Genomic DNA, 13,158 nt, shown 5'->3' with positions numbered 1-13,158 from the left:
CCATGATCGGACGCCTTACCGGAACCCTGATCGAAAAACAGCCGCCACAAATTGTGATTGAAACCAATGGCGTGGGTTACGAAATTGATGTGCCTATGAGCACTTTTTATGTGCTGCCCCATCTAGGCCTGCCGTCCAGTTTATTTATCCACATGGTGGTACGTGAAGATGCCCAACTTTTATACGGCTTTGCCACCAAAGCTGAACGAGATACATTCCGATCCTTAATTAAAGTTAGTGGTATTGGTGCCAAAATTGCACTCGCCATTTTATCGGGAATGAACGCCGACGAGCTTGCACAAGCCATTGCAGCAGAAGATCTTGTACGGCTGTCAAAAGTACCTGGCATTGGTAAAAAAACAGCAGAAAGGCTCGTTCTGGAATTACGTGGCAAACTCAACAATCTGCCTATTATGACCTCTGCCAGCAATAATAGCGCACTGTTTCAAACAGCTGCATCAAATAAAGATGATGTGCTGCATGCGCTAATCGCCCTGGGATACAGTGAACGTGAAGCCAGCGGTGCAGTCAAAGAGCTCGCTAATGACGTGGATGTTTCCGATGGCATCCGGCGCGCCCTTAAACAACTCGTTAAAATTTAAATGCAAATGCTGCCCCTCTCCGCCATAACCGGGGCAATCCTGGTCATCCTCCCGCTCACCGTACGCAACAGCTGGCTACCGAACACCACGCTCAGGCCCGGTATTTACAGCTACGGTACACGGCCCGCCTTTTCCTGGCGGGCACACCATGAGTGCTTTGCCTTTTACTCCACCCCTGTCTGCCTCACCACCACAGTACTACCCGCGCTGGTTCGGTCCTGCCTTTTATATGGCCATTTCAGGGGAAATAGCCAGACGGGTGCCCGCTGTGCGTCGTTTCTCCGATATCATTGCAGGCTTTAGTGTTGCGGGTGCTATCGTTTATTTCCATAGCTGCACCGCAAACCGTACTAGCCCCTTGGATTCCCTACTGCCATGATCGAAACCGATGCGCTTTCTGCAGCTCCTGCCGATCGCCTGATTAGCAGCACGAAATTATCTAATCAAGAAGAAAAACTGGAACATGCCCTCAGGCCCAAACTACTCGACGAATATGTTGGGCAGGCCAAAGCGCGTGAACAATTAGAAATTTTTATTGAAGCGGCTAAAAAGCGTGGTGAAGCACTCGATCACGTCCTGCTCTTTGGCCCGCCGGGCCTGGGTAAAACAACACTGGCGCACATTATTTCCCGCGAGCTGGGGGTCAATCTGCGCCAGACTTCGGGGCCGGTATTAGAACGCGCAGGCGATCTGGCAGCAATTCTGACTAATTTAGAACCGCACGACGTGTTGTTTATCGACGAAATCCACCGGCTCAGCCCGGTAGTTGAAGAAATTCTTTACCCTGCACTCGAAGATTTTCAGCTTGATTTAATGATTGGTGAAGGCCCTGCGGCAAGGTCGGTAAAGCTTGATCTGCCGCCGTTTACACTAGTAGGCGCCACCACCCGCGCGGGGATGTTAACCAACCCGCTGCGTGATCGCTTTGGTATCGTGGCAAGGCTGGAGTTTTACTCAGCAGAAGAACTCACCCGTATCACCACACGTTCGGCACAATTACTTAATGTAAATATCGCACCTGACGGCGCATTCGAAATTGCGCGAAGATCACGGGGTACGCCACGAATAGCCAACCGCTTACTGCGTCGGGTACGCGATTACGCCGAAGTGCGTGCTGATGGTCATGTAACACGCGAAGTGGCCGATGCCGCACTCTCAATGCTTGATGTCGATCACGCGGGGCTGGATGTTATGGACAGAAAGCTTTTGTCCGCCATTTTGGAGAAATTTGCCGGTGGCCCGGTGGGGCTGGATAACGTCGCGGCAGCGATCGGTGAATCATCAGACACCATTGATGATGTCATCGAGCCTTTTTTAATCCAGCAAGGATTTTTACAAAGAACACCACGCGGCAGAATTGCCACGCTGGCTGCATATGAGCACTTCGGGCTTAGCCCAAAAAAACAAGATTAAAGTGCGCCCAAATATACATAAACCGGCGGGCTACACCCGCTCTAACAATTAACACTCCAATAAAGGATTTTCTAAAGTGGACGTTGCTGCAGCCAGCCAAGATCTGTCGATTATCACCTTAGTCCTGCATGCCAGCCCTGTTGTACAAGCGGTAATGGGTATCTTGCTAATCATGTCATTTATGTCCTGGTGGTATATCTTCAGCAAGCACTTCTCCATCTCGCACGCCAGAAAGCAGACCGAAGAATTTGAAAACCGCTTCTGGAATGGAGCTGACCTCGCCTCTTTATATGATCAAGTGCGCCGTAGCCAGGCCCTGGGCATGGAAAAAATTTTTCAAGCAGGTTTTGGTGAGTTCTTAAAATTGCGCCAGCGGGCAGGTGAGCGTGGCAATATGGAATTATCCGACGTCATGGAAGGCAGCCGCCGGGCCATGCGCGCCGCCTGCCAACGCGAACTAGACGAGCTGGATGCTCACACCTCCTTTCTGGCCACCGTTGGCTCGATCAGCCCTTATATCGGCTTATTTGGTACAGTGTGGGGAATTATGAATGCCTTTACCGGCCTTGCGAACGTCGGGCAGGCCACCTTAGCCACCGTAGCGCCCGGTATTGCAGAAGCACTGGTTGCCACCGCCATTGGCCTCTTTGCCGCCATTCCCGCCGTGGTTGCCTACAACCGCTTTGCTAATGAAGTTGATAAGCTTGCTAACCGCTTTGATACTTTTATCGAAGAGTTTTCCAATATCTTGCAACGGCAGGTGAAATAATGGCCCGCCGCGCACGCAGGATTAAAAACGAAATCAACGTTGTGCCCTATATCGACGTAATGCTGGTATTGCTGGTGATCTTTATGGTGGCCACGCCGATGATGCAACAGGGCGTGGTCAATTTACCTGCAGTTGGTAAATCCGATCAGGAAGTCAACGTGGCCCCGCTGCGGGTTGAAATCGACGCCGTTGGCGCAATTAGGCTGCACGACAAGGAGGAAACCAGCAATCTGGCCGATCTGAAAGCACTGGTCGCCAGCGTGCAAGCCAAACAAACCACCTCGCCCAATCGCCCGGTGGTGATTGCCGCAGATAAATCCATTCGCTACGAGCAGGTAATGAATGCAATGGATGCTTTAAAACAGGCCAATATTGCCCGGGTTGGCCTGCTTGTTCAGCCAAAGTGATATGAGCCTAGCCCTTAACCGTAATGAACGCCCCACTCTGGCCTTTGCACTGGCCGCTACCGTCCATTTATTACTAGTGGCCGGTTTGTTGCTGTCGATGAATTGGCAAACAAAAACGCCAGAACCGGTGGTCGTTGAGCTATGGGGAGGCCCGCCACCTGCCCCACAAGAACAAGCCCCTGCTCCAGAACAACGAAAGTCCAAAATTCCACAACCCAAAGTGGAGCCCAAGCCCGAACCTTTACCAGAAAAACCAGCTGAGATTGTCACTGCAAAAATAAAGCCGACCCCAACACCGAGGCCAACGCCGACACCTAAACCGACGCCCGTGCCCAAAGCCACTCCCGTCGCCACTCCGGTACCAACTCTGCCCCCAAGGGCCAGCGTAAAACCTACGGCTGAGCCGGCGATAAAGCCTGCCCCCGCTCCCAGGCCTGCGGCCAAAGCACCACCTAAGAAAGTATCAGCATTTGATGCAGCATTATCTGAAGGCAGCTCCATAGAGCCGGGTAAACCCGGAGCAAAACCGGGCGGCAAAGGCAATAACGCCAATGCTACCCAGAACACCGGGCCAGGCTCGGGCAGTGGCAATAGCCCGATTAGTAGCAAAGGGCTAAACGATTACCGCAGTAAGGTTTCGCAACTTATTCGCTCCAAGCTGGTCTACCCCAACCCTAAGGGCAACCCATCGGCGGAGTTCAGAATCAATGTACTGCCTAATGGTGAAATTGAAGAAGTAACGCTGATGAAATCCAGCGGCGAAACAATATATGACGAAGCAGCAAAACGTGCCATTCTGGCTTTACAACGCATGCCGCCTCTGCCTGATGGACAGCCGTTTAGCGGCGATATGCGCAACATCAGGATCTTGTTCCGCTTGAATGATTAAATCCCTTGGAAAAAGGGACTTATATAATGCAGATCGCCCCCTCTCCCGCAGCAAAAAAGAGGATATACAGCACCTTCTGTGCAATTACTTTTATGGAGAACTCCAGTAATGCTTTGGCGTAAAATTTTTAACCTGCTCACCGCAAGCTTGCTCTTAAATAGCCTGGCTCACGCGGATATGACCATTGATGTGGTTGGCGTAGGTGCATCGCAATATCCCATCGCCATTGCTCCCTTTCAAAATGAAAATCAACAAAAACAAGCCCTCACGCCAATCATTAATGATGATTTGACGCGTAGCGGGCTATTCAAAGTGATCGGAGCAGGAGATCTGTCCCCGGTACCATTTGCACCAGAACAGCTTAATTACACAACAGCACTGGCAAAAGGCGCACAAACCATGGCCATTGGCCGGGTAACACCTGGAGCGGGCGGCTTTAATGTGCAATTTTGGCTAATTGATCTGGCCAGCAAAAAGCCCCTAATTACCTGGGAGCGCAAAGCTACAGCCAGCCAGATGCGCCGGGTAGCCCACCAGATTGCAGATCTGATTTATCAACAGATCACCGGTCAGCCCGGGGCGTTCAATTCGCGGATTGCCTATGTACTCAAGCAAGGTTCACGTTTTGAATTACAAGTGTCAGATGCCGATGGCTTTGGCTCGCAAGCCATTCTGGTTTCCAGGCAACCAGTCATGTCGCCAAAATGGTCGCCGGATGGTGGCAAACTGGCCTACGTTTCTTTTGAAGATCAGAAACCGATAGTGTATGTCCACGAACTGGCTTCAGGCCGCCGCTGGAAAGCCGCCAGCTTTAAAGGCAGCAACTACGCCCCAGCCTGGTCGCCCAATGGCCGTGAACTCGCCGTTGTGCTTACCCAGAGTGGCAGCTCGCAAATTTACCTTGTTAATACCGATGGCAGCGATTTGCGTCAGCTAAGCCGAGGTGGTGAAATCAATACCGAGCCCGCATTTTCACCCGATGGGCGCTCCATTTACTTCACTTCGGATCGCGGTGGCAGCCCACAAATTTATCGCATGAACAGTAACGGCAGTAACATAGAACGGGTAACATTTCAGGGTGGTTACAATAGCTCTGCAAAGCTGAGCCCGGATGGCAAAAGTATGACCTTCATTACCCGTGACGGTGGCTATCGCGCAGCAATTATGGATTTAAGCAGCCGTCAGGTACTCACCCTTACCAATACAAGCTCGGATGATTCGCCCAGCTTTGCCCCCAATGGGCAAATGGTGCTGTACGAAACCAAAGCGGGCGGGCGGGGTGTACTGGCTGCGGTTTCAAGCGATGGCAGAGTAAAACAGCGCCTTAGGGCACAGGCAGGCGATGTACGACAACCTGCATGGGGGCCGGTACTCCGGTAAAGATACCAATTACGGAACCTTTGCTAAGCTACATGTCGTACAGCCCAAAAGCTTAGCTTTATTTCATTAAGATGTAAGACCTAAGGAAGAAACACAGTGAAGAAAGTAGCGCTTAGTTTAATCATGACTGCATTACTGGCCGCTTGCGCAAGTACTCCGATACCAACGCCACCACCGGCAGACAATACCGGCTCCACAAACACCAGCAGTAATACGGCAGCAAATACAACCCCGGCAACGGTGGATCTGACTCAGGGGGCAACAAAATCCTTTACCGAGCTGACAGACCCGAACAATATCTTGTCCAGCCGCCGTATATATTTTGATTTTGACTCCTTTATTGTGCGCCCGGATTTCCATGAGTTAGTTCAAGCTCATGCAAAATACCTGAACACCCATAAGGACGCCAAGATCATCCTGCAAGGCCATACCGATGAGCGTGGCACAGCAGAATACAACCTGGCGCTGGGCCAGAAACGTGCAGATTCGGTACGCAAAATGCTAAATGTACTTGGCGTATCAGATGGCCAGATCGAAACCGTAAGCTTTGGTGAAGAGCGCCCGCTTGAAGCAGGTGATAGTGATGTCACCCATGAGCGTAATCGCCGCGCAGAAATTGTTTACAACGGAGAAACTGCGCAGTAACCATTGTCGCAAGCTGAAAAAAGTCATAGTCTCTACCACGGACGAGCAGATGCTCGTCCGCGCGTTTTCAACTTCACATCAGATCGAATCTATGAAACGAATTGCTACTCTGTTCTTGCTTGCCTTCTCTGTGCAGGCTCACGCTGGTCTTTTTGATGACAATGAAGCGCGCCAGCAGTTAAATGATCTGCGCAATGCTCAAACCCAGGTACAAAAAAAGACTGATGATCGCCTGATGCAATTGGAGGCGAGCAATAGCCGCGCCATAGAATTAGTGGGACAAATAGAAAAACTGCGCCAGGAAATCTCCACCTTGCGCGGACAAAATGAAGTACTGCAATTTAATCTGGACGAAGCCGCCAAACGCCAGAAAGATCTTTATACCGATCTGGATGCAAGGATGCGCGCCATGGAGCTGGCAAAAGCAGAAAGTAAAGCCGCTGCCGTTGTGTCAGAGCAGCAACAGTTAGATGATATCGTGCAGCTCACCCGCTCAGGCAAGCACAAAGAGGCAGTTGTTGGCCTGCATAAATTTATTAATGAAAACACCGGCAGCGCCCAGCTTCCTACCGCCTATTACTGGATGGGAGTAAGCCAGACAGCTCTCAAAAGCTATAAGGGTGCACAGACCTCTTATCAACAGGTGCTGTCCGGTAATGACGAAACCCACGCCCCTGATGCCCTCTTCGGCCTGGCGGTTATTGCCAATGCCCAGGGTGATAAAAAATCATCGCGCCGCTTCCTGTTACAACTCATTGAGAAATACCCTCAGGCAGAAAAAGCCGCTGCAGCCAAAAAAGCGTTGCTTGCCACCGATTAAGTGTAATTAAAACAACGCTGAAAACATTAAAACTGCGTAAAATTGCCCCACTGAGATGTTGCAACGCCCACATTTTTACCCGGCGTCACCGGTTAGGTTGACGCCGTTTTTATTTCCACCGGACTGTTTTCCGGTTTGCCATGCAACAGATGTTGCCGCTGGCTTAGGAGCTTCTCTTGAAAGACGCATTACGTATTACCGAAATTTTCTGCTCATTACAGGGCGAAACCACCCGTATGGGCCTGCCTACAGTGTTTGTCCGCCTGACCGGCTGTCCGCTGCGCTGTGGCTATTGCGACAGCACCTATGCTTTTACCGGTGGTGAGACACAATCTTTTCAAACCATCCTCGATAAAATTGCCTCATTTAACACTCACCATATTTGCGTCACCGGCGGCGAACCACTGGCACAAAAAGGCGTGCATGAGCTGATGCGTTTACTTTGCGATGCCGGTTATTCACTCAGCCTGGAAACCAGCGGTGCTTTGTCCATTGCCGATGTCGATCCGCGTGTTTCGCGCATTCTGGATATCAAAACCCCCGGCTCAGGTGAATTATCCAAAATGCACTGGAAAAACCTTGATTACTTGAGCAAACAAGACGAAATCAAATTTGTTTTGTGCGATCGTAATGATTACGAATGGGCACGCGATTTAATCCGCGAGCGGCGCTTAGAAACGCTGGCCCCTGTGTTGATGTCACCTGTCTGGGAAACCCTCCCGCCCGCAAACCTCGCCGCCTGGGTGCTGGAAGATCATTTACCAGTACGTATGCAAGTGCAATTACACAAAATCCTCTGGGGTGAACGTCCCGGCGTTTAACAGGCAAACTCATGTATTGGAAACGTTGGCTGGTACGCATTAAACGCTTACCAGAACGCAGCCGCGCCACACTGGCTCTCTGGTTTGGTGCCGCAATGGTTGGTCTTGTGGCCGTTGTTTTGGCCAAGGTAGCTGATGGTGCACTGACAATATTCCAAAGCATGAGTACTCGCTGGGCATGGTGGCCTTTTTTTGCCTTGCCCTGCGGCGGAATGGCCATACGCTGGCTGATGCAAAAAATGGGCAAAGGCTCGGAAGGCAGCGGCATTCCCCAGGCCATGGCCGCCCTACAAGTAACCAATCAGCCAGCTCTTATCCGGCAACTGCTTAGTTTACGCATCGCCTGTGCCAAGTTTATCGGTGTCGTTGCAGGGCTGGGGTGTGGCTTTGTGTTAGGGCGTGAAGGCCCTACGGTACAAATTGGCGCAAGCTTAATGTATGCCTGCCGGTGCTTTATTCCTTTATCTGATGCTGTATTTCGCCGCCAGCTGATTCTGGCTGGCGGTGCAGCGGGGATTGCCGCCGCATTTAATACGCCTCTCGCTGGGATTGTGTTTGCATTTGAAGAACTGGCGCGCTCGGTAGAAGAAAAAACCTCGGGCAAGCTATTAGGCGCGGTGATTTTAGCCGGTGTGGTTTCTTTGGCGATTCAAGGTGATTACACCTATTTTGGCCGGATTTATGTGCCCGGCTTTAACTACAGCATTTTGTGGCCGATGTTTATTGTGGCAGTGAGTGCAGGCTTAATCGGTGGTTTTTTCTCCTGGCTTTGCGTACATCAGGATCGCTGGTTGCCTGTTAAAGTGAAAATGTGGCGCGCAGCCCGGCCCTATTTATTTATCGCCACATGTGGCTTTTTAATTGCCTGTATGGGACTGGCCGCTCCCATTTTTGGCAGCGGAGCAGAAATCACCAGCGAAGTGGTGACAGGCCACGGCACCATGGCCTGGTACTTTTTGCCGCTGAAGTTTTTAGGATTGCTGGCTACCTTTTTAACCGGCTTACCCGGCGGTATCTTTGCCCCGTCGCTCTCTATGGGCGCGGGGGTAAGCAGCTGGTTTCTGCCGTGGTTTGATAGTGGTATTCATATCAAGCTGATTGCCATTGGAATGGCGGCCATGCTGGCTGCAGTGACTCGGGCACCACTAACCTCGGCTATTATTTTGATAGAAATGACAGACGGGCACACGATGGTGATTTCAATTTTGGCCGCCGCGATGATCTCATCCACCGTAGCACGCCTTTTTGGCACCAATCTTTATCATGATCTGGCGGAAAAAGCCCTGCAACGCCTGGCTCAACCCCAACTATTAAAGTAATCCTATGCTGTTTCGCAATAGCAACGGCGCGATGATAGACAATGGTGAAACCTGGTTTTCCGGCATTTGCCCAAATCAGAAACACACAACACAAAACACCAGAATCATCACCATTAATCCATAAACAACACGATTGAAAATATCATGACTAAAAAACCAGCTGTTATTTTGCTCTCTGGCGGTCTCGACTCCGCTACCTGCCTTGCTATTGCCAAAGCTGAAGGCTTCGCGCCCTATTGCCTGTCTTTTGATTACGGCCAGAAGCATAACGCCGAGCTAAAAGCCGCTGCCCGGGTAGCCAAAGCACTCGGCGCAGTTGAACACCGCATTCTGAAAATTGATTTAGCAGGCTTTGGTGGCTCAGCACTCACCGACGCCACTATTGATGTACCGGTAGGCGGCGGTAAACCCGGTGAAATCCCGGTGACCTATGTGCCCGCACGCAATACCGTACTGCTCTCTTATGCACTGGCCTGGTCTGAAGTGCTGAAAGCCGACGATATTTTTATTGGCGTAAATGCCGTTGATTACTCAGGCTACCCTGATTGCCGCCCGGAATATATTGCGTCTTTTCAAGCCATGGCAAGGCTGGCGACCAAGGTGGGAGTTGAAGGCTCCAACCTCACCATCCACACTCCGCTACTGAAACTCACCAAAGCAGGAATCGCTCAAAAAGGCACTGAGCTTGGTGTTGATTACGCACTCACCGTCACCTGCTACAAAGCCGACTTTGAAGGCCGCGCCTGCGGCCAATGCGAAGCCTGCCGCCTGCGCAGTGCTGGTTTTGCCAACGCGGGGCTAGCTGATCCGACTCGCTATCAAAAGTAAGGCGAACTCGAAGCTTCGCTGAGCAACAGTTTATGTCGATCGGCGATAGCGCAATAGCGCAATAGCGCAATAGCCAGCAAGTATATTCAAAAAAAAATCGGCTTACGTGCTAGCACGGAGCCGATTTTCAAACCTGAGAAACAAAATACTGTTTTTATTAATGCCTTCGGCACATTGATTTTGGAGCGGTAGCCACCGCGGGGGCGTTCTTTTCTTGAACGGCCAAGAAAAGAACCAAAAGAAGGCCGCCCCACGAAACACGAAGGCCCCTTCGCTGCGGACAATCGAGTCGGCGGCGGATAGGATTGGCTCGCTGCCTCGCTCCCTTGCCGAAACCCCGCCCCGCTTGTTCCTCGCTACGGCGTGTTTCAAGGGGACTCTAAAGCCCCGTACCAAGAGTGTGGCTCGGGTAGTTTCTTTATTTGCTAAGAACGAAACCAAGCTACTATCTCGCGTTGAGCTTTACTCTCTTAGCAATCACTTCGCTGCCAACCACCTGGCCGCATCCAATGCAAAATAAGTCAAAATACCATCTGCACCGGCGCGTTTAAAGCCCATTAGGCTTTCCAGCACCACGGCTTCTTCATTCAGCCAGCCATTTTGCGCAGCTGCTTTGATCATGGCGTATTCGCCTGATACCTGATAAACAAAGGTCGGGGCGGCAAATTCGTCTTTCACACGCCGCACTACATCCAGATAAGGCATGCCCGGCTTCACCATCACCATATCTGCGCCTTCGGCCAGATCAAGTGCAACCTCGTGCAAGGCTTCGTTCAGATTGGCAGGGTCCATCTGGTAAGTTTTTTTATCGGCCTTGCCCAGATTAGCAGCCGAGCCAACAGCATCGCGGAAGGGGCCGTAAAAGGCTGATGCGTATTTGGCCGAGTAAGCCATGATGCGGGTATGGATATAGTTTTCCGCATCCAACGCTTTGCGAATCGCACCAATGCGGCCATCCATCATGTCTGATGGCGCAATAATATCCACGCCGGCCCCGGCATGACAAAGCGCCTGCTTTTTCAGAGCGGTAACGGTTTCTTCATTCAATACATAGCCATGGTCATCAATAATGCCGTCCTGGCCATGAATAGTGTAAGGATCAAGCGCACCATCGCTAATCAGGCCCAGCTCCGGGAAACGCGCTTTTAACTCGCGAATCACGCGAGGCACCAAACCATTTGGATTCCAGGCCTCCGCCGCATCCAATGTTTTTAAACCCTGCTCAATCACAGGGAAGATTGCTAAAGCAGGCACGCCCAGCTTGACTGCTTGCTCGGCGGTATAAAACAGCTGATCCAGACTCTGACGATTCACACCCGGCATAGAAACAATCGCCTCAGTGCGATTTGTCCCATCTAAAACAAACACCGGTAAAATCAGATTGCTCGCTGTTAAATGATTTTCACGCATCATTCTGCGCGAGAAATCATCGTGGCGCATACGGCGTAAACGGGTAGTAGGGAACGAGCGGTTGCTGTGCATAAGGCGCCACCAAACAGATAAGTGCGTTTATTTTAACGAAGATTGAGAAAAGATGATTGAACAATGCTGACAAAAAATGAAAAAATTTAGAGTGAGCACATCTTTGTGCCTACCCCATCTGTACAACCGGGTCATTAGCCATGGCAGGTTACGCCAGGATAAAGCGCTAATTCACCCTGCAACTCAATAACGCGCTAAAGCCAGGCCGCTGCTTTCGATTTCCGGTTTTTTCCTGGTAATCAAATCAGCCAGCACACGACCAGAACCACAGGCCATCGTCCAACCCAGTGTGCCGTGGCCGGTATTGAGCCACAAATTTGAATAAGACGTGCCACCCACCAGCGGCGTGCCATCTGGTGTCATTGGACGCAAACCAGTCCAAGGTTCACCCCTGCTGGTATCCCCCGCTTCAGGAAAAAGATCATTAGTAACCATCGCCAGCGTGGCAACTCGGCCCATATCCAAACGCCTGTCGTAACCTGCGACTTCGGCCATGCCGCCCACACGCAGGCGTGAATCAAAACGGGTCAGTGCAATTTTATAGCTCTCATCCAGTACAGTAGAACGTGGCGCAGCATCGGCATTTTTCAAAGGAATAGTCAGCGAATAGCCTTTCACCGGATAAACCGGCAAGTCCAGGCCCAAGGGAGCGGCCAGAGCACGCGATGCACAGCCTGCGGCCAGCACCACATGATCAGCATTAAGGATTTCACCACTCTTAAGCAGTACCTGGCGGATTTGCTGGTTTGCGGCAAGCAGGCGCTCAACCGTCACGCCGTAACGAAAAACAACGCCTGCAGCTTCGCAACGTGCGGCCAGTTTATCGGTAAACATTTTGCAATCGCCTGTTTCATCATTAGGCAATTGCAAGGCCCCCACCAATTTACCCGGCACTCGCGCTAAGGCAGGCTCTACATCCACCAGGCCCTGTGCACCCAGCAAATGATTGGGCACGCCAATCGCACTGAGGATATCCGAATCACGTTGTGCGGCTTCCAGCTGCTTGGCCGTACGGAACACTTGCAAAGTGCCCAAGCTGCGCTGCTCATATTGCAGATCAAGCGCTTCGCGCAAATCACGCAGGCAATCACGGCTATATTCAGCCAGCGGGACCATGCGGCCCTTATTGCGCTGATAAGCTTCCATCGTACAATTAGCCAGCATTCTTGCTACCCATGAAAGCTGAAATAAACTACCATCCGGGCGAATCTTAAGCGGGGAATGCGCCTGAGTCAGCCATTTAACTGCTTTCCACGGAATACCCGGTGCGGCCCAGGGCGCAGCGTAGCCAGGTGATACCTGACCCGCATTGGCAAAGCTTGTTTCGGCTGCAGGCCCATCCAGTTGTTCCAGCACGGTAACATCGCACCCTGCTACACGCAGGTAATGAGCAGTTGCTACGCCAACAACGCCAGCTCCAATAACAATGACTTGCATATTATTTAACCCTTAACCCGGATTGGATATCTACCCTTTACAGCATATCGCCGGGGAGCCAGGTTCAGCGATAGGTGATTCCCCTTTCATGAGTATATTGAAGCGCTTACCACTTAATCAAACAAATAAAGAAGAAATCAGCCAATATTTTGCTCATATTTGCAATAAAATTGCTTAACACGCTAATCAAACAAGCTTTTATTATTGCGAGCCAGAATATGAAGGCCATCTTTCAGAATAAAGCGCCCTTGTAAGGGCCTAACAGCTGCATACTTGCAAGCTTGAGCCTGGAAATTGGTGCTACTTACGGGCCATTCCAAACCTCTATTTTGTATTCTTTTGCTAA

General features: G+C 51.1%; 13 protein-coding genes. 11 read left to right on the top strand and 2 right to left on the bottom strand.

The genetic code is table 11. From position 1 onward, the window contains the following. The first annotated feature begins 2 nt into the window (after positions 1–2). From ruvA to queC, 11 genes are all read left to right on the top strand, one after another. Complete coding sequence (ruvA, locus tag EJO50_RS13470) at positions 3–602, top strand: Holliday junction branch migration protein RuvA (RefSeq protein ID WP_125974978.1); 600 nt, start codon at positions 3–5, stop codon at positions 600–602. 375 nt (positions 603–977) lie between these two features. Then, a complete protein-coding gene (gene ruvB / locus EJO50_RS13465; RefSeq protein ID WP_115228480.1) occupies positions 978–2,015 on the top strand; it encodes a Holliday junction branch migration DNA helicase RuvB in 1,038 nt (345 codons plus the stop codon). A gap of 76 nt (positions 2,016–2,091) precedes the next feature. Next, on the top strand, positions 2,092–2,784 hold the full coding sequence (gene tolQ / locus EJO50_RS13460) for a protein TolQ (RefSeq protein ID WP_444542840.1): 693 nt from the start codon (positions 2,092–2,094) through the stop codon (positions 2,782–2,784). Then, on the top strand, positions 2,784–3,191 hold the full coding sequence (gene tolR, locus EJO50_RS13455) for a protein TolR (RefSeq protein ID WP_125974977.1): 408 nt from the start codon (positions 2,784–2,786) through the stop codon (positions 3,189–3,191). Before tolQ ends, tolR begins: the two co-directional genes overlap by 1 nt. Position 3,192: 1 nt before the next feature. Further along, positions 3,193–4,080, top strand: coding sequence for an energy transducer TonB (locus EJO50_RS13450; protein WP_125974975.1), 888 nt, complete (start codon positions 3,193–3,195; stop codon positions 4,078–4,080). Between the two features lie 108 nt (positions 4,081–4,188). Next, entirely contained in the window at positions 4,189–5,460 is a 1,272-nt protein-coding gene (tolB, locus tag EJO50_RS13445; protein WP_125974973.1) for a Tol-Pal system beta propeller repeat protein TolB, read from the top strand. 96 nt (positions 5,461–5,556) lie between these two features. Continuing rightward, positions 5,557–6,105, top strand: coding sequence for a peptidoglycan-associated lipoprotein Pal (gene pal / locus EJO50_RS13440; RefSeq protein WP_206434395.1), 549 nt, complete (start codon positions 5,557–5,559; stop codon positions 6,103–6,105). Positions 6,106–6,196: 91 nt separating this feature from the next. Beyond that, positions 6,197–6,925, top strand: coding sequence for a YbgF trimerization domain-containing protein (locus EJO50_RS13435; RefSeq protein WP_164521511.1), 729 nt, complete (start codon positions 6,197–6,199; stop codon positions 6,923–6,925). Between the two features lie 176 nt (positions 6,926–7,101). Then, positions 7,102–7,746: a 7-carboxy-7-deazaguanine synthase QueE gene (queE, locus tag EJO50_RS13430; protein WP_125974969.1), complete on the top strand. Its 645-nt coding sequence runs from the start codon at positions 7,102–7,104 to the stop codon at positions 7,744–7,746. Positions 7,747–7,757: 11 nt separating this feature from the next. After that, on the top strand, positions 7,758–9,065 hold the full coding sequence (locus tag EJO50_RS13425) for a chloride channel protein (RefSeq protein WP_125974967.1): 1,308 nt from the start codon (positions 7,758–7,760) through the stop codon (positions 9,063–9,065). Positions 9,066–9,209: 144 nt separating this feature from the next. Beyond that, positions 9,210–9,893: a 7-cyano-7-deazaguanine synthase QueC gene (queC, locus tag EJO50_RS13420; protein WP_125974965.1), complete on the top strand. Its 684-nt coding sequence runs from the start codon at positions 9,210–9,212 to the stop codon at positions 9,891–9,893. 477 nt (positions 9,894–10,370) lie between these two features. On the opposite strand, the gene hemB is transcribed toward queC, so the two are convergent. Both hemB and EJO50_RS13410 read right to left on the bottom strand, forming a co-directional pair. Beyond that, complete coding sequence (gene hemB / locus EJO50_RS13415) at positions 10,371–11,375, bottom strand: porphobilinogen synthase (protein ID WP_125974963.1); 1,005 nt, start codon at positions 11,373–11,375, stop codon at positions 10,371–10,373. 183 nt (positions 11,376–11,558) lie between these two features. Then, complete coding sequence (locus tag EJO50_RS13410; RefSeq protein WP_125974961.1) at positions 11,559–12,812, bottom strand: D-amino acid dehydrogenase; 1,254 nt, start codon at positions 12,810–12,812, stop codon at positions 11,559–11,561. Positions 12,813–13,158: the final 346 nt, after the last annotated feature.

The sequence above is a fragment of the Iodobacter ciconiae genome, assembly GCF_003952345.1.
Taxonomy (GTDB): Bacteria; Pseudomonadota; Gammaproteobacteria; order Burkholderiales; family Chitinibacteraceae; genus Iodobacter; species Iodobacter ciconiae.
Note: the sequence above shows the minus strand (reverse complement) of the source record. Positions and strands in the feature narration are given on the sequence as shown.